Source organism: Bacillus aquiflavi, assembly GCF_019915265.1.
In the GTDB taxonomy this organism is placed as follows: domain Bacteria; phylum Bacillota; class Bacilli; order Bacillales; family Cytobacillaceae; genus Bacillus_BT; species Bacillus_BT aquiflavi.
The window spans coordinates 997,240-1,013,795 of sequence record NZ_CP082780.1 but is presented as its reverse complement, the minus strand read 5'-3'; the positions used below and the strand labels follow the sequence as shown (position 1 = coordinate 1,013,795).

At 35.8% G+C, this 16,556-nt stretch carries 19 protein-coding genes and 1 pseudogene; 6 read left to right on the top strand and 14 right to left on the bottom strand.

Going from position 1 to position 16,556, the window contains the following annotated elements; genetic code table 11:
* Positions 1-204 precede the first annotated feature (204 nt).
* Entirely contained in the window at positions 205-405 is a 201-nt protein-coding gene (locus tag K6959_RS05130; RefSeq protein WP_163242566.1) for a YlaI family protein, read from the top strand.
* A gap of 59 nt (positions 406-464) precedes the next feature.
* On the opposite strand, the gene K6959_RS05125 is transcribed toward K6959_RS05130, so the two are convergent.
* From K6959_RS05125 to typA, 3 genes are read right to left on the bottom strand one after another with little or no spacing between them, the layout of a single operon-like run.
* Positions 465-758: a hypothetical protein gene (locus K6959_RS05125; protein WP_163242565.1), complete on the bottom strand. Its 294-nt coding sequence runs from the start codon at positions 756-758 to the stop codon at positions 465-467.
* A 6-nt stretch (positions 759-764) separates the two neighbouring features.
* Entirely contained in the window at positions 765-1,082 is a 318-nt protein-coding gene (locus tag K6959_RS05120) for a YlaH-like family protein (protein ID WP_163242564.1), read from the bottom strand.
* 30 nt (positions 1,083-1,112) lie between these two features.
* Positions 1,113-2,951, bottom strand: coding sequence for a translational GTPase TypA (gene typA, locus K6959_RS05115; RefSeq protein WP_163242563.1), 1,839 nt, complete (start codon positions 2,949-2,951; stop codon positions 1,113-1,115).
* Between the two features lie 170 nt (positions 2,952-3,121).
* On the opposite strand from typA, the gene K6959_RS05110 reads away from it, so the two are divergent.
* The gene (locus K6959_RS05110) at positions 3,122-3,307 is read left to right on the top strand and encodes a YlaF family protein (RefSeq protein WP_163242562.1); all 186 of its coding nucleotides are present in this window, start codon (positions 3,122-3,124) and stop codon (positions 3,305-3,307) included.
* 348 nt (positions 3,308-3,655) lie between these two features.
* Here the strand turns inward: K6959_RS05110 and K6959_RS05105 are convergent, their stop codons facing one another.
* Positions 3,656-4,468: an inositol monophosphatase family protein gene (locus K6959_RS05105; RefSeq protein WP_163242593.1), complete on the bottom strand. Its 813-nt coding sequence runs from the start codon at positions 4,466-4,468 to the stop codon at positions 3,656-3,658.
* Between the two features lie 187 nt (positions 4,469-4,655).
* Complete coding sequence (locus K6959_RS05100) at positions 4,656-4,847, bottom strand: hypothetical protein (protein ID WP_179959034.1); 192 nt, start codon at positions 4,845-4,847, stop codon at positions 4,656-4,658.
* Positions 4,848-5,030: 183 nt separating this feature from the next.
* On the opposite strand from K6959_RS05100, the gene K6959_RS05095 reads away from it, so the two are divergent.
* On the top strand, positions 5,031-5,663 hold the full coding sequence (locus K6959_RS05095) for a YktB family protein (protein ID WP_223087817.1): 633 nt from the start codon (positions 5,031-5,033) through the stop codon (positions 5,661-5,663).
* 146 nt (positions 5,664-5,809) lie between these two features.
* Here the strand turns inward: K6959_RS05095 and K6959_RS05090 are convergent, their stop codons facing one another.
* Both K6959_RS05090 and K6959_RS05085 read right to left on the bottom strand, forming a co-directional pair.
* Entirely contained in the window at positions 5,810-6,109 is a 300-nt protein-coding gene (locus K6959_RS05090; protein ID WP_163242560.1) for a UPF0223 family protein, read from the bottom strand.
* A gap of 19 nt (positions 6,110-6,128) precedes the next feature.
* Positions 6,129-7,082 carry an NAD(P)H-dependent flavin oxidoreductase gene (locus K6959_RS05085; RefSeq protein ID WP_163242559.1) on the bottom strand — a complete coding sequence of 318 codons (954 nt, stop codon included), beginning with the start codon at positions 7,080-7,082 and terminating at the stop codon, positions 6,129-6,131.
* 290 nt (positions 7,083-7,372) lie between these two features.
* On the opposite strand from K6959_RS05085, the gene K6959_RS05080 reads away from it, so the two are divergent.
* A complete protein-coding gene (locus K6959_RS05080; RefSeq protein ID WP_223087815.1) occupies positions 7,373-8,842 on the top strand; it encodes an aminotransferase class I/II-fold pyridoxal phosphate-dependent enzyme in 1,470 nt (489 codons plus the stop codon).
* Positions 8,843-8,967: 125 nt separating this feature from the next.
* On the opposite strand, the gene K6959_RS05075 is transcribed toward K6959_RS05080, so the two are convergent.
* Both K6959_RS05075 and K6959_RS05070 read right to left on the bottom strand, forming a co-directional pair.
* Positions 8,968-9,087: a GapA-binding peptide SR1P gene (locus K6959_RS05075; RefSeq protein ID WP_163242557.1), complete on the bottom strand. Its 120-nt coding sequence runs from the start codon at positions 9,085-9,087 to the stop codon at positions 8,968-8,970.
* 150 nt (positions 9,088-9,237) lie between these two features.
* Positions 9,238-9,537: a DUF3055 domain-containing protein gene (locus K6959_RS05070; protein WP_163242556.1), complete on the bottom strand. Its 300-nt coding sequence runs from the start codon at positions 9,535-9,537 to the stop codon at positions 9,238-9,240.
* 162 nt (positions 9,538-9,699) lie between these two features.
* Here K6959_RS05070 and K6959_RS05065 point away from each other — a divergent pair, with 162 nt between their 5' ends.
* Positions 9,700-10,134, top strand: coding sequence for a DUF1885 family protein (locus K6959_RS05065; RefSeq protein ID WP_223087814.1), 435 nt, complete (start codon positions 9,700-9,702; stop codon positions 10,132-10,134).
* 206 nt (positions 10,135-10,340) lie between these two features.
* Here K6959_RS05065 and K6959_RS05060 read toward each other — a convergent pair whose 3' ends face one another.
* Positions 10,341-10,589 (bottom strand): hypothetical protein, encoded by a 249-nt coding sequence (locus tag K6959_RS05060; protein WP_163242555.1) that lies wholly within the window; start codon positions 10,587-10,589, stop codon positions 10,341-10,343.
* A gap of 193 nt (positions 10,590-10,782) precedes the next feature.
* On the opposite strand from K6959_RS05060, the gene K6959_RS05055 reads away from it, so the two are divergent.
* Positions 10,783-11,166 carry a YbbN family protein gene (locus K6959_RS05055; RefSeq protein WP_223087812.1) on the top strand — a complete coding sequence of 128 codons (384 nt, stop codon included), beginning with the start codon at positions 10,783-10,785 and terminating at the stop codon, positions 11,164-11,166.
* A 215-nt stretch (positions 11,167-11,381) separates the two neighbouring features.
* Here K6959_RS05055 and lpdA read toward each other — a convergent pair.
* The 4 genes and pseudogenes from lpdA to pdhA all read right to left on the bottom strand — a co-directional run bounded on the left by lpdA (position 11,382) and on the right by pdhA (position 16,218).
* A pseudogene (lpdA, locus tag K6959_RS05050) lies at positions 11,382-12,791 on the bottom strand (dihydrolipoyl dehydrogenase).
* A 4-nt stretch (positions 12,792-12,795) separates the two neighbouring features.
* The gene (locus K6959_RS05045) at positions 12,796-14,079 is read right to left on the bottom strand and encodes a dihydrolipoamide acetyltransferase family protein (protein ID WP_163242552.1); all 1,284 of its coding nucleotides are present in this window, start codon (positions 14,077-14,079) and stop codon (positions 12,796-12,798) included.
* A gap of 42 nt (positions 14,080-14,121) precedes the next feature.
* Positions 14,122-15,099, bottom strand: coding sequence for an alpha-ketoacid dehydrogenase subunit beta (locus K6959_RS05040; protein WP_163242551.1), 978 nt, complete (start codon positions 15,097-15,099; stop codon positions 14,122-14,124).
* A gap of 3 nt (positions 15,100-15,102) precedes the next feature.
* On the bottom strand, positions 15,103-16,218 hold the full coding sequence (pdhA, locus tag K6959_RS05035) for a pyruvate dehydrogenase (acetyl-transferring) E1 component subunit alpha (protein ID WP_163242550.1): 1,116 nt from the start codon (positions 16,216-16,218) through the stop codon (positions 15,103-15,105).
* Positions 16,219-16,556: the final 338 nt, after the last annotated feature.

The window sequence follows — 16,556 nt, the reverse complement described above, 5'->3', positions numbered from 1 at the left end:
TCTTCCCTCCTTAAAACTAATACCATCATACTATTATCCCTCATGACAAGGCAAATTAAACGTTTTTTAAGAAGATAATAAAACTTTACAACACGACTTTAAAAAGAATATGATAAAAGAAAGCAAAACTGCAATTAGCAGGATTTATTTAGAAAAAACTACATCGTTATATGTGTTTAACTAAGAACGTTTCGAGGTGTTTACATGAAAGTTAAATGTGTTATTTGCGATAAAATCGATATTCTGGAAGACAATTCGTTTTTAGCTAAACGGCTGCGGAACCGGCCACTTCATACATATATGTGTGAAACATGCAATAATCGTATTACTAAAAATACCGAAGCACGAATTGAGACTGGGAATTTTCGATTGTATGAGGCAAAAAAACAAGAGGATGAATGGTAACAAAAGGGGCTGTCTCAAAAGTCATTGAAAAATGATTTTTGAGAACAGCCCTATTTAAATTAGTCTATATCATCATAGTTACGATATTTTTCAGGCTCAGCATTAATTTGTTCGAGCATTACTTCAATTAACTCTCTTGGAAAGCGCATCTTCTTTTGCTCTCCTTTTTGTTTAAAATGAATGTAATACATTATTTCATCAGACGTTACTTCTATATCAACTAAACCGTGATCATTGTATAAAATCTCGTCAAAAAGCTTTTTTGTTTCCTGAGCAGCAATATCATCTTGTCTCGCATCACTTACTACTTTAATCGTTAACCAGTTATATAAGGAGTCCTGTAAAGATTTCAAATTCATTTACCCCTGTTCTGTTGATCCAGCTTTTTTTTGTTGGCGGAGCCTAATTTTATAAATTATTAATATTAATGCTGCTACAACGAGACCTTCTGCTACAGGTAAAAACACTCCGAAAAAGGTTAAAATCGTACATCCTAGAATAAGGAGAATATAAATAATAACTGATTTACCTATTGGCAGTTTTTTTGCAAACCCCAACTTATATACGATGATCGTTAATATGATAATTGTTATATATAAAAGCCACATTCCTAATACAGGATTTTGATCAATACGATATAGTGAAGCAAAAAACGTCAGTCGCTCAGTTACATCCATGTTTTTAGATAACACTCCTTTACCGTATAACTAATTTAAACTCTCGTATTTTTTCTTTTTAGCAACTTTCTCCCGTTCACTTTTATTTAAAATTTTCTTACGAAGACGTATAGATTGTGGTGTTACTTCACAATACTCATCATCATTTAAATATTCGAGCGCTTCCTCAAGCGTCATAATCCGAGGCTTTTTCATTGATTGAGTTTGATCTTTTGTTGCTGATCGCATGTTTGTCATTTGCTTTAACTTCGTTATATTGACACCTAAGTCATTTTCACGATTATGTTCACCGACTATCATGCCTTCATAAATTTCAGTGCCTGGTTCAACAAAAATAGTTCCTCTATCTTCTACTTGGATAATTCCATATGTTGAAACCTTCCCTGTCTCTATAGACACGAGAACCCCTTGGCGTCTCCCGCCGACTTGTCCAGCCTGCATCGGCTTATAGCTATCAAAGGAATGATTCAAGATTCCATATCCATGAGTTAATGTCATAAACTCAGTTGTATAACCGATTAACCCCCGTGCAGGAATCATAAAAGTAAGGCGCACTTGTCCATTTCCGTTATTCACCATATCAATTAATTCACCTTTTCGCTCACCAATTGACTCCATGACTCCTCCCGTAAACTCCTCAGGGATATCAATTTGAACTCGTTCAACCGGTTCACAGCGCATACCATCAATTTCCTTAACAATCACTTCAGGTTTTGATACTTGAAGTTCAAAACCTTCGCGACGCATGTTTTCTATCAAAATTGATAAATGGAGTTCTCCACGGCCTGAAACAATCCAAGCATCAGGCGAATCGGTATTTTTAACTCTCAGACTGACATCTGTTTGTAATTGGTTGTTTAATCTTTCTTCTATTTTCCTAGATGTAATATATTTCCCTTCCCTACCTGCAAACGGACTATTATTTACGAGAAAAGTCATTTGTAAAGTTGGTTCATCAATTCGAAGAGGTGTTAACGGTTCTTGATGTTCGATTGGACAGACAGTCTCACCGACATTAATATCCTCCATTCCTGAAACAGCGACGAGATCTCCTGCAAAAGCTTCTTTAATTTCCTGACGTTTTAAGCCAAAAAACCCAAACAATTTTGTTACACGAAATTGCTTCACTGTTCCGTCTAATTTCATTAATGCTACTTGTTGGCCAACTTTCATCGTTCCTCTAAAAATTCTCCCAATACCAATTCTACCAACATAATCATTATAATCCAATAAAGCAACTTGAAATTGAAGACCTTGCTCACGATTATCAGTTGGAGCAGGAATATGTTCAATGATCGCATCAAATAGCGTTTGCATATTTTCTTCTTGTTTAAGAGGATCCTTGCTAGCTGTCCCATTTATTCCAGAAGCATATATAACCGGAAACTCAAGCTGCTCCTCATTTGCACCAAGTTCAATAAATAAATCAAGCACCTCATCGATAACCTCTTCTGGACGAGCAGCATCACGATCAATTTTATTTACGACAACGATCGGAGTTAAATTCTCTTCTAATGCTTTTTTTAATACAAAACGCGTTTGCGGCATACAGCCTTCAAAAGCATCGACGATTAATAATACGCCATCAACCATCTTCAAAATTCGCTCAACTTCACCACCAAAATCAGCATGGCCAGGTGTATCAAGAATATTGATTTTTGTATCTTTATAAAAAATAGCAGTATTTTTTGCTAAAATGGTAATCCCACGTTCACGCTCAATTTCATTTGAATCCATAGCACGATCTTCGACATGTTCATTAGAACGAAATGTTCCAGATTGCTTTAATAGCTGGTCTACTAATGTTGTTTTACCATGATCAACGTGTGCAATAATAGCAATGTTTCGTATATCTTGTCTATATTTCAAAAATGTCACTCCTACCTAGTAAGAACTTAAAGTTTAACTTATTATAATTTTTCATAACTAAGTAATTATATCACAATGTAGATGGTGGAAAAAGGTCTTTTTTTTATGTACAATAAAGTAAAACTTTAAAAAATGATGATTAAAGCTTTACAATCAAGGAGGAAATAAGCTTGAAACAAATTAAATGGGTATTTGTATTATATGCAGTCGCCGCAGCAGTCAGTATAGGAGGTATTGGAGTTGCCATAGCCGAAAGAAGTATTCTTGGTATTTTAAGCTGTATCATTGCTGTTATAGTCGTAATGGGACTTGGATTTAAAACAAAGCGAAAAATGCGTGAAAATGGACAGCTTTAAAACTGAAAATGTATAAAAGAGAGTGATAATACCAGCTTGTAGATGTTGGCAGCTTTAGATCGGCGATAGTTTATAAGCAGATAGGCAGATAGCGAAGGAGAAGCAACGATGAATGCAAGGGATTCTCACAGTCTGAGAGATCGATGACTTTTGATCGATCTCTTTTTTAAGCCTGTATATAATGGAAATATTTAAAGCAACTGCCCTCAAACTAGTTGAAAAACACTTGTCAGTGAAGGAGCGCGGCACAAGAAAAGCGAATAGAACAGGTATTCATGACTTACAACAAAGTACAAGCAACGATGTATGAGGGCGTTTTCAACCGTCTGAAAGTTCGATGATCTCTTTTTATTTTGTTTGTTCTTTAAAATTCGTTACATAATGATCAATAATTTCCTTATGCAGGTCGGGTTTTGCTACTAGTATTGAGCTTTTTTCTAATAAATTTATAGGTGCGCCCGTTAATTTTGTTATGACGCCACCCAATTCTTCAACAATAATAGCCCCGGCAGCATAATCCCAAGGAGCAAGACGAAGAGAAATGTATGCATCTACTCTTCCAGTGGCTACGTATGCCATTTCAATAGCTGCTGATCCATATGAACGTGTTCCTCGCACATCTTTAACTAATCTTCCTAATATAGCAGGATCAATTTTATCATTTTCAGTAACCCAAGTCGCATTTACACCAACAATCGCTTTTTTTACCGCGACACCGTTTAGTTTTGGCAGCTTTGTTTCATTTACATAAGCTCCTCTTCCTTTTATCCCACAATACAATTCATCATGGACAACATCATAAATCAGTCCAATTTTTCCGATCCCATTTTCATAAATTCCAATTGAGATAGCAAAGTTCCGTTGTTGATGAATAAAATTCATTGTTCCGTCAATCGGGTCTATAATCCAAATAACTCCCTTTAAATCAGTTAATTGATCATGCTCCTCTTCCTCCCCCATAATTCGATGTTCAGGGAAAGTGTTCCTTATTTTCCCAATAAAAAACTGTTCTGTTTCTTTATCCATATTCGTAACAAGATCATTTTCATTTGATTTCGTTTGCACAGTTAATTTTTTTTGGAATGATGCTTTAATGCTTTCACCTGCTTCTTTTACCCAATCTTTTGCGTAAGATTCAATTTCGTTCCATTTCAATGCGATTACCCTCCATTACAAAAATGACTAATCTTAAAAAAATCCACGATATTTCTTTCTATATTTAGTATAACCGATTTGTTCCAATCCCCTCTGTTAAAAAACACTCAAGTCTTAGAAAAATAAAATTGCGAACTAATCAGTTCGCAATTTATATATCCATTATATATCCTCTGATGCTTTATTTCTAAATTTATAATGCTTTTAAACGCAATAGCTCTTCCCTGATTTTTTCCAACCGTCGGATACACTTCTGTTTCTGCTCTTCGTTGTTTTCTTCCATTGCTTCAAAAAGGGTTGCTAATTCATAATCCATCTCTAATTTTAATATCGCCATTTTTTCTTTTTGTAGCACTTGTTTACGCGATGTTTTTATTAATGTCAATGATAAGACACCCCCTTCATGGGTAATTTCCTCCGAACCAGATTTTCACACCACTTTTAATACTATCTTATGAGCGCTTAATCCTTGTTGTAACAAATTTGTGCATTTACCCATGTGTAACGAAAATGTATTTTAACGTCTCCATTATGCTACAATATTAAAAAATGAATAGGAGGTGTAAAAATGTCAATTTCTCCTTTTACGAAGACTGATTTTGAAGTTTTTTATATCAATGGTTTGGAGGAGCGAATGGAGGCATTGAAACAGCACATTCGTCCTAAATTAGAAGAACTGGGGCGACATTTTGCTCCTAGTCTATCCGTATTAACTGGAGACGAACTATTTCCGCATGTTGCAAAACATGCAAGACGAACAAAAAATCCACCTAATGATACATGGGTAGCTTTTTCAAGCAACCCTCGCGGTTACAAAATGCTGCCTCATTTTCAAATTGGGCTATGGGGGTCTCATTTATTTATTTGGTTTGCAGTTATTTATGAAGCTGCAAAAAAAGAGAAATTCGGTCAATTATTACATAACAATGTACTGGAAATTATGAAAGACATTCCTGATGACTTTGTCTGGTCTCCTGACCATACAAAACCAGAAGCTAAATTACACGGGGATTTATCAAAAAAAGATTTTATCGCAATGTTTGCCAGGTTACAAACTGTAAAAAAAGCAGAAATATTGTGCGGTTATCACATACCTAAGCTGCAAGCGATTCAGATGGATGCTAGTGAGTTAATCGAGAAAATTGATTTTGTATTTAAAAAATTAATTCCTTTGTACCGTTTATCATTTAATAATAATTAAAATATTAGAGACAATTATAATCCAAAAATTGATATATGAGACGAAAACTCATGAAATATTAATCAAAAGCTTTCAATGAAGTATGGCATACAACAGCTTGAACCTCCCATATCATCCAATGGGAGGTTTCTAAATGGAATGTCAATTTACTCATGCATTTGGAAAAAACGACCACACTCTTTCTCTTTTGCCCGTTTCATCGTTTTATAAGGGGAATAACCGCTTAACTGCTCAAATTGATCATTTAATTTCTTTTCTTCAGCTTTGCTAGGGACAATTTCTTTAAGACGCCGGTAAGCGCTTAATATTTTGTCACGCGCTATTCCTTTTTCATACGATGCTTCTACACATTGGAAAAAATAAATTACATCAATTATTTCTGCTGTCGACCAATCATCGTCAATTGGATAGTCATATTCTTTTCGGTTAAACGCCTTGTTTTTCATCTTAGCTCTCACTTTCAATTTACCATTTTCGCCGAATTTCTTCCCCTGTTAGAATTATACGATCAAACAGTTCTTGAACGGTTGGAATATCTTTAATCAGCCCCATTACTTGGCCCGCCCAAGCAAAGCCCTCTTCCTCTTTTCCTTCATGAATATAACGCTTGTTTGCTATTCCACTAATATACTCTTTCAAACCTTCATACCCTGCATTTTCTTTTTCTAACATAAGGATTTTTTCAGTCCAACTATTATGAATTGCTCTCGCGGGTGCACCGATAGAACGTTTGATCACCACTGTATCATTTTCCGTTCCTTCTACAAGCTTTCTTTTGTATACATTACTTGCATGAATACATTCCTTTGTTGCAATAAATCTCGTTCCCATTTCAATTCCTTCTGCCCCTAAAGCAAGAGCTGCCATTAATCCCCTGCCATCGCCAATTCCTCCAGAGGCAATGACAGGAATGCTGACTACATCAACTACTTGAGGAATTAATACGAAAGTTCCTGTATCAGCTTTTCCAAGATGTCCTCCTCCTTCATGACCAACTACCATAACAGCATCAGCTCCGATCTCTTCTGCTTTTTCAGCCTGTCTTCTAGCTGCAACGAGTACAAGCTTTTTTACATCCACACCTTTTAGTTGTTCAAAAATCGGCGTCGGATTTCCGCCGGTCATCGTAATCACTGGTACTTTTTCTTCAATTGCCACGTCTAACATGTGTGAAAAAGGTCGACCATGCTGACCAATAGCAAAGTTAACTCCAAACGGTTTATCTGTTAATTTTTTAACTTTCCGAATCTCATCCCGTAATGCTTCTTCACTACTTAATGACATTGCCGTTATTTGCCCCAATCCTCCTGCATTTGAAACAGCAGCCGCAAGCTCAGAATATGCTAAATAGGCTAGTCCACCTTGTATGATCGGATATTTGATTTTCAATAAATCAGTTACTCTTGTTTCCCATTCCATTTCTTATTCCTCCTGATGATATAATCTACTATTTGATTTATTTCTCCTTCAATCATCAAGATTCCTGTTAACGCTGAAAAATTAATTTTACACTTTGAAGCAAGCTGTTAGAAACCAAGGATAAAAGAAAACCAAGCTATCGTTCATAAGTACAACGGGATAGGACGTTTATTCGTCTTCCTTCTTACAAATAATATTCTCTATGCAAGTTTCTTTTAATTTGCTATAATTCTCTTGTTTTTCTTTGTAGAAAACAACAACCATATTCGATGATAAAGGTGTTGATACATTTGATCCAGAGCGAAACTCCGTTATTTAGCGGCTTATTAAAACATATAGAAAAAAATCCAATTCAATTTCATATTCCCGGTCATAAAAAAGGAGCAGGAATCGATCCACAATTTCGAGAGTTTATAGGTCATAACGCCTTATCAATTGATTTAATTAATATTGAACCTTTAGATGACCTCCATCACCCAAAAGGGATGATAAAAGATGCTCAGCAATTAGCCGCTGAGGCATTCGGAGCTGATTACACATTTTTCTCAGTTCAGGGAACAAGTGGAGCAATTATGACAATGATTATGACTGTATGTGGACCTGGAGATAAAATTATTGTTCCGAGAAATGTTCATAAATCCGTTATGACAGCAATTATTTTTTTTGGTGCGACACCGATATTTATCCATCCGGAAATAGATGAAAATCTCGGAATTTCACATGGGATTTCTCCGGAATCAGTTCAAAGAGCATTGGAGCAGCACCCTGATGCAAAAGGGGTTTTCGTAATTAATCCGACATATTTCGGAATATGTGCTGATTTACAAGAAATCGTGAAAATTTCCCATGCCTATAACATTCCGGTTCTCGTTGATGAAGCGCATGGAGTTCATATTCATTTCCATGAAAAACTCCCTCTTTCCGCTATGCAGGCTGGAGCAGATATGGCTGCAACAAGCGTTCATAAGCTGGGGGGATCAATGACACAAAGTTCGATTCTAAACTTAAAAGAAGGACTCATTTCTGCTAAACGGGTACAAACGATTTTAAGTATGCTTACGACAACTTCAACTTCATATTTACTGCTTGCTTCTTTAGATGTAGCAAGAAAACGGCTTGCAACAGAAGGTAAAACAATGATAACGAGTACAATCCAACTAGCCCAATTGATTAGAGAAAGAATGAATAAAATTGATCATCTATATTGTGTTGGCGAAGAAATTACTCGATCTCAGGCAGCGTTTGACTACGATCCTACCAAACTAATCATTTTTGTGAAGGAACTCGGTCTTACAGGATATGATGTTGAAAAATGGCTTCGAGAAGAATATAACATTGAAGTAGAGTTGTCTGATTTATACAATATCCTTTGCATCATTACTTCTGGAGATACCGAACATGAAGCTGAGGTATTAATTCAAGCATTTAAAGACATCGCAAATAAGTGTAGAAATTCAGCTAGAAATACGAATGTCCAAGTACTTCTCCCAGACATTCCATTACTCGCACTAACACCTAGGGATGCTTTTTATGCAGAAACAGAGGTTATTCCTTTTGAAGAATCAATTGGCCGAATTGCTGCAGAATTCATTATGATCTATCCGCCAGGGATCCCAATCTTTATTCCAGGAGAGATTATTACAGAAGAAAATCTTTTTTACATTAAGAAAAACATTGAGGCCGGGCTTCCAGTACAAGGCCCAGAAGATGACAAATTAAACACTATACATGTTATAAAAGAACATAAGGCAATAAAATAAGAGCTAACAATTGTACTAGCTCTCATTTTATGATCATTAAACTGCCAATGATACAAAATAGAAAATAAAAAAACATACAGGACTACTCTGTATGCTGATTAACTGGAATGGTTTTACTTCTTTCCTTACTCTTCATTGTCGTTTTCTTCCTCACAACCGTGGCACTTTGCATATAAAACTGTCACTTTCTCATCTTCAAAATAATCAATTGTTGAGTTACAGCTTTGACAGACGATTGTACCCATCATTCATGCTCCTTTATGAATTTTTGAAAGCGTTTTAGAATAACCTTAACTTCATAATAAGATAACACAATTGGATTTTCAAGCCTATTTGTATGACACTTTTGTAACATAAAAAAAAATAAACAGACCGTTAGTTAGTCTGTTTAATTTTTACTCATATTGCGTGTTAAATGGCACACCTGGTATCGCGTCTTTAAAAAATTCAACTAAATCCAACACTCGTTCCTTATCTTGAATACGGAAAGTAGTTTGTAAATGATCAACATCTTCTAAATCATTAGGGTCAAGGAGGGTTGAGCGGCCAGTTTGCATGCAAACAACTAACGGCTTGCCGAAAAACATATTAGTGTACACAATTCCAAAATCATAGCGGGCATGATTCGTAGTAAAACCTACAAACCTAACTTTTACTCTTTCATGCTCATCATAAAGTTTATCGAAAACTTCCATGATCATCCTCCTTTTAAAATATTTAGAATTTTATTATAATTTAAATAAACTCATTTAGCAAGGATTTTTTTATAAAATGCTTGTTATTGTTGTCATTCGTTTTTATTCAATGCTAGAATAATGGGAGACACAATTGTCTTAACGGGAATTGGAGGGATTATTATGGCCAATAATGCATATATTAAACTTGTACCTTCATCAGCAAAAGAACATGTGTCAGTCGATGAAATAAAAGAACTATTTCACTATTTTAAAAAAATAACTAACAAAACGGGGGAGCAGCTAGATTGGGAGTATAGTAACGCTGCATTTCCATATGAAATCAAAGAAAAGCCTGAAGGCAAAGGAAAATGGTTTTATCTTTATTCCAACCATGAACGATATCACGCCATTTTACTTGGGGTCGATAAAGAAACTGTTGTTGATGAAGATGGTACAGAACGACAACAAACATATATCCAAGTTACCCTGCCTGTAACAGCTACATACGGGGATAAAGGTAAAGCAAATGAACTTAGTAAATTTTTGGCAAAAAAATTAAAAGGGGAACTCCATTTATTTAATGGACGGATTATGTACTTTTATCCACGAAAATAATTAGAAAAGAGGTTTGGAAGAAAACATTCCAAGCCTTTCACTCTTTTCTTTGTTCTATTAGGCTCTATTTTATTTATAAAGCGATTGGAATACAAGAAATTAAAGTTTCCTTTATTTGTTTGCACACTCTCCCCTTAACAGCACATTTATATTTATCTCCAATATTTTTTGCTTTAAGGAAACTTTAGCAATTCTCTCCCTATCTTTTAAAAATTTATTTGTAGCGAATTAAGCATTATGAAAAGTACAAAATGACCACCTAAGCTTAAAGCAGTTAAAATCATTGTTTTTTTTGTAGACTTGACAATACTTTTTCCAATAACAAATGCTAAATAAAAGAAAATAACAAACATTATGATTTTATACTCAATTCGGTCATATGCCGATAACCATTCGATTAACGTATATGCACTCCAAATAATAAACTGGAGCACAATCGTCAAATATTCTTTCATTAGCTACACCCGCCGATATATCATTTTTAAAAACTTACTGTCTGTAATACTTATGAAGTATAGTACTCATATATTTTTTATTTATGTAACATTTATATAACAAGTAAGAGATATCATCATAGTAATGGTAAAATATAACCATTAAGAAATAATTACACTTATACTTTTTACTTATATAATGATAAAGTGAGGCATGAAAAAATTGAAACGACTGCCGCTCTTTTTTAGCTGTTGTTTATTATTATTAACGGTCTCTTGTGAAAAAAACGAGCAAACTATCGATCTGAATAATGCAGATAACGTTAAACAAATTCTCTTTTTTTCGGATGAAACAGCTTTAACCGAAGAAGCCGAATATTATGATGCTTTACTTGATTTAAAAAAAAATTTCCCAATTGAAATAAACAATATGAAAGTGTTGATAAATTCAGAAAATAAAAAAATCTATTCTGAATTCGACATTTCTACTTCTCCAACGATACTCGTTCTTTACAATGGGGAAGTAATTGAAAAAATAAGTGGTGATGTGCCGAAGGAGGAAATCATCGAGCCGTTAACAAAGGCTTTATTACCATAATCAAAAAAAAAAATCAACTAGTAAAACATCCTGGTTGTTTCAACATGTTATTATTCACCCTCTATATCGAGAAAATAGGAAGATATCGGATATTTCTAACTTTATACATGCATCCCTCGTCTATCATTCCTATTGTCCCTTACATTAAGAAACAAGTAGACTAAGCATACCTACACAAAAAAACGTCCTTTTTGGACGTTTTTTTGTACTAAAGATTATTTTACAATATGAATTGGCGTTCCTAAAGCAACCTCAGCTGCTTCCATTGTAATTTCACCTAATGTCGGATGAGCATGGATCGTCATTGCTAAATCCTCAGCAGTCATTCCTGCTTCAATTGCAAGCCCTAATTCAGCAACCATATCCGATGCACTAGTACCCGCAATTTGTGCACCTATTACCAATCCGTCTTCTCTCCGTGTCACAAGCTTCACAAATCCATCAGTACTATTTAATGCAAGCGCCCGGCCATTTGCAGCAAATGGAAATTTTGAAGCGATCACTTCAATTCCTTCTTCTTTTGCTTGTTTTTCAGTGTAGCCAACTGTAGCAAGCTCTGGTTCTGCAAACACAACGGCAGGGATTCCAAGATAATCAATCTCAGAATTTTGTCCTGAAATAACTTCTGCAGCAATTTTCCCTTCATAAGAAGCTTTATGGGCAAGCGGCGGACCTTCGACAATATCGCCAATCGCGAAAATATTATTTATATTTGTTCTGCATTGCTTGTCAGTTTTAATAAGACCTTTTTCAGTTAACTGGATACCGACTTGTTCAAGCCCTAATTCATCTGTGTTTGCTTTTCTGCCAACAGTTACTAAAACGTAGTCAGCCTCAACGGTTTTTTCTTCACCTTTAGCTTCATACGTTACAATAACACCGTTCTCTGTTTCTTTAACAGATTTCGCCAATGCCTTTGTAACAACTTCAGCACCTTTTTTCTTTAAATTCCGTTTTACTAAAGCTGACATTTGCTTTTCAAAACCTGACAAAATATCAGGAGAACCTTCTAAAATGGTAACTTTCACACCAAAATTAGCGTACGCTGTTCCAAGCTCAGTTCCTATATAACCGCCGCCAATCACAACTAATTTTTCCGGAATTTCGGTTAAATTAAGTGCTCCTGTTGAATCAATAATCCGCTTTGAAAATTTAAATGCTGGCAATTCAATCGGCCGTGATTCTGTAGCGATAATTGCATGCTTAAACTTATACGTTTGTGCTGAATTTTCATCCATGACACGAACCGTGTTTGCATCAACAAAATAAGCTTCGCCTTTGACAATTTCTACTTTATTCCCTTTTAAAAGCCCTTCAACACCACTAGTTAGCTTTTTTACAACACTATTTTTTCATTCTTGAACCTTTGTAAAATCAACTGTTACATTTTCCGCCACAATTCCTAAATCATCTGAGTGCTTAGCTGTATCGTAACGATGTGCAGCCGAAATAAGAGATTTTGATGGTATACAGCCAACATTTAAACAAACACCGCCAAGATTTCCTTTTTCAACAATTGTTACCTTTTGACCAAGCTGTGCTGCCCGAATCGCTGCAACATAGCCGCCTGGTCCTGCGCCGATGATGAGAGTCTCTGTTTCAATAGGAAAATCCCCAACTACCATGTTTTTACGCCTCCATTAGTAATAGTTCTGGATCGTTCAATAATCGTTTAATATGATTAAGAGCATGCTGTGCAGTAGCGCCATCAATCATTCGATGATCAAAACTCAATGATAGTGCTAATACAGGAGCTGCAATAATTTCGCCATCACGTACCACTGGTTTTTCAGCAATTCGACCAATTCCTAAAATCGCAACCTCAGGATGATTAATAATTGGAGTAAACCACTGACCGCCCGCCGATCCGATGTTTGTAATTGTACAAGAGGCTCCCTTCATTTCATTAGGAGCAAGCTTGCCATTACGCGCTTTTTCAGCAAGCTCATTTATTTCTTTCGAGATGTTAAACATTGATTTGCGATCAGCATTTTTAATAACTGGAACGAGAAGGCCTTTATCAGTATCTGCAGCTATACCAATATTATAGTAATATTTATGAATAATTTCATTTGTTTCGTCTTCGAACGAAGTATTTAACATCGGATATTCACGTAAAGCACTCGTTAAAGCTTTCACTACATAAGGAAGGAAAGTTAATTTAATCCCTTTTTCCGCTGCAATTTCTTTAAATTTTTTCCGGTGAGCAACAAGCTTTTCAACATCTACTTCATCCATTATTGTAACGTGCGGTGCAGTATACTTCGATTTAACCATTGCTTTTGCAATTGCTTTTCTAACACCACTTATTTTTTCTCTTGATTGAGGATATTGTCCTTCTGGAATCATTGCCGCAGACTCTACTTCTTGTTGCTTTTCTTCTGTAACAGGGATATTTTCTTCGTTTGCCTCTACATGACCGCTTAAATATGCTTCAATATCACTTTTCAAAATCCGGCCATTTTTACCTGTACCACTGACTAAATGAATGTTTACACCTTGTTCTCGGGCAAATTTACGAACAGAAGGCATCGCAATGACACGTTTTTGTTTTTGTTTTTGTTCTTGATCTTCCGGCATTTCACCAAGATCCGTATGACTATCCTTTTTATTTTCCTCTAATTTCACATCTTTTTCTTCCTCATGCTCACCTTTAAACTGCATATCTTCATACCCGGGTGCATCAATAGAAACGAGCACATCCCCTACGATTGCGACTTGACCTTCTTTTACATGAATCTTTTCAACTGTTCCTGACACTGGAGAAGGTATTTCTACTACTGCTTTGTCATTTTGCACTTCACAAAGTACATCATCTTCAGAAAGTTTTTCCCCTTCCTTAACAAACCATTTGACGATTTCACCTTCGTGTATCCCTTCACCGATGTCTGGTAGTTTAAACTGGAATGCCAATAGATTCACCCTCCTATTTAATAAACGATACTTATATCCTCATTAAAAAGTTAATACTTTTTTAGCTGTCTCGATAATATCTTTATAGTTTGGCAACCATACCGCCTCTGCTTGAGAAAATGGATAAACTGTATCCGGAGCGGCTACGCGCAATACAGGTGCTTCCAAACTTAAAATTGCACGGTCATTAATTTCTGCAACAACATTTGCTGCGATGCCCGCTTGCTTTTGGGCTTCTTGTACAACGATTGCCCGGTTTGTTTTCTCAACAGATCTAATAATCGTTTCAATATCGAGAGGACTAATCGTCCGAAGATCAATTACTTCTGCAGAGTAACCTTCTTTTTCTAACTCACTTGCTGCTTTTAACGATTCTTGAACCATCGCTCCATAAGTGATAATTGAAATATCTTTTCCTTCTTGTTTAATATCCGCTTTCCCAAGAGGAATGACATACTCTTCTTCAGGTACCTCCTGCCTAAAGGAACGATATAATTTCATATGCTCTAAAAAAATAACAGGATCGTTATCACGAATCGCAGAGATTAATAATCCCTTTGCATCGTAAGGTGTTGAAGGAATAACGACTTTTAAGCCCGGCTGTTGTGCAACAAGTCCCTCCAAACTGTCGGCATGAAGCTCAGGTGTCTGGACACCTCCGCCAAACGGCGAACGAATCGTAATAGGTGAGTGATATCGTCCCCCTGAACGGTAGCGCATCCGTGCCATTTGTCCAGAAATTGAGTCCATCACTTCATAAACAAAACCGAAAAATTGGATTTCTGGAACAGGTCGATATCCTTGCAATCCTAGACCGATCGCCAAACCACCAATACCAGATTCAGCTAGAGGGGTGTCGAATACACGTTCTTCACCAAATTCTTTCTGCAACCCTTCAGTTGCTCTAAATACTCCCCCGTTAACTCCAACATCTTCCCCAAATACTAATACGTTAGGATCATGACGTAATTCTGTCCGCAATGCGTCATTTATCGCTTGAATCATTGTCATTTGAGCCATCGCTTACTTCGACTCCTTTTCTCTATATATTTCATATTGCTCTTTCAAATTGTACGGCAAGTCTTCGTGCATGATAGAAATTAAGTCTGTTACTTTTTGTTTTGGCGTTTCATCAGCCTTTTTAATTGCCTCTTTAATGTCTTGTTTCGCTTTTTCAATTACTTCTTTTTCCATTTCTTCAGTCCAAAGACCTTTTTTCTCTAAAAATTTACGGAATCGAACGAGAGGGTCCTTCTTTTCCCATTCATTATCTAGATCTGAAGTCCGATAACGCGTTGGGTCATCTCCAGCCATCGTATGAGGACCATAACGATAACACAATGTTTCAATTAAAGTCGGGCCTTCTCCATTAATAGCACGCTCACGAGCTTTACGTACAGCTGCGTATACCGCAAATGGATCCATACCGTCCACTTGATATCCTGGAATACCTGCTGCAACAGCCTTTTGGGCAATTGTTTTTGCAGAAGATTGCTTTTCAACGGGTGTCGAAATAGCAAAACCGTTATTTTGAACGATAAAAATTGCAGGAACCTTGAGAGCACCAGCAAAGTTTATTCCCTCATAAAAATCTCCTTGAGAAGAACCGCCATCTCCTGTATAAGTGATGACAACAGATTTTAAACCACGCTTCTTCATTCCTAAGGCAACACCAGCAGCTTGAATATATTGGGCACCAATAATAATTTGCGGGGATATGACGTTCACTCCATCAGGAATTTGGTTTCCTTGAAAATGACCGCGTGAAAATAAAAAAGCTTGATAAAGCGGTAAACCATGCCAAATAATTTGAGGAACGTCACGATAACCAGGTAAAATAAAGTCTTCCTTTTCTAAGGCAAACTGTGAAGCAATTTGAGAAGCTTCTTGTCCTGCAGTCGGCGCATAAAAACCGAGGCGCCCTTGACGATTTAACGAGATCGATCGTTGGTCAAGAATACGAGTATATACCATGCGATGCATTAAATCCTGTAGTTGTTCGTCAGTTAAATCAGGCACCATCTGGTCATTCACTACTTCTCCATCTTCATTTAAAATTTGCAGTGTTTGAAATTGTTTATCAATTTCATCGATTTGCTTTTGTCCATCAAAAAAATCGTGCTTTGTTTTAGAAGCCAATGTAAGCCACCTCTTCCCTTTCAATAAAAGTAATATTTGGAACAATACAAAAAATCGTAAATGTAAATTTTAGCTTGAAACTTATTTAAAAACAGTTTCCCACAGTTTGCCTGAATAAAAACGTTTTTCCTATTTTTCATTCTTATAATATTCTGTATCAATAAAAAATGCAACTAAATTAACACAATGAAATTATTAAATTTAACACTTTATTATATATTTAGACCTCATAAATACCATGGTATTACGTTTTTCCAATCTTATTAATGTATTTATATTTATTTTTATATATTATCAATCTGTATCATTCAATTAATAGGTACTGTATTATAAAACAG

Excerpts from the sequence above, each read along its gene's own strand:
- K6959_RS05040 (WP_163242551.1), bottom strand. The coding sequence starts at position 15,099 with ATGGCTCAAATGACAATGATTCAAGCGATAAATGACGCATTGCGGACA.
- K6959_RS05120 (WP_163242564.1), bottom strand. The coding sequence starts at position 1,082 with ATGGATGTAACTGAGCGACTGACGTTTTTTGCTTCACTATATCGTATT.
- K6959_RS05095 (WP_223087817.1), top strand. The coding sequence starts at position 5,031 with ATGTCAATTTCTCCTTTTACGAAGACTGATTTTGAAGTTTTTTATATC.
- K6959_RS05055 (WP_223087812.1), top strand. The coding sequence starts at position 10,783 with ATGAAAAAATTGAAACGACTGCCGCTCTTTTTTAGCTGTTGTTTATTA.
- K6959_RS05085 (WP_163242559.1), bottom strand. The coding sequence starts at position 7,082 with ATGGAATGGGAAACAAGAGTAACTGATTTATTGAAAATCAAATATCCG.
- K6959_RS05070 (WP_163242556.1), bottom strand. The coding sequence starts at position 9,537 with ATGGAAGTTTTCGATAAACTTTATGATGAGCATGAAAGAGTAAAAGTT.
- K6959_RS05075 (WP_163242557.1), bottom strand. The coding sequence starts at position 9,087 with ATGGGTACAATCGTCTGTCAAAGCTGTAACTCAACAATTGATTATTTT.
- K6959_RS05060 (WP_163242555.1), bottom strand. The coding sequence starts at position 10,589 with ATGAAAGAATATTTGACGATTGTGCTCCAGTTTATTATTTGGAGTGCA.
- K6959_RS05130 (WP_163242566.1), top strand. The coding sequence starts at position 205 with ATGAAAGTTAAATGTGTTATTTGCGATAAAATCGATATTCTGGAAGAC.
- K6959_RS05090 (WP_163242560.1), bottom strand. The coding sequence starts at position 6,109 with ATGAAAAACAAGGCGTTTAACCGAAAAGAATATGACTATCCAATTGAC.
- K6959_RS05065 (WP_223087814.1), top strand. The coding sequence starts at position 9,700 with ATGGCCAATAATGCATATATTAAACTTGTACCTTCATCAGCAAAAGAA.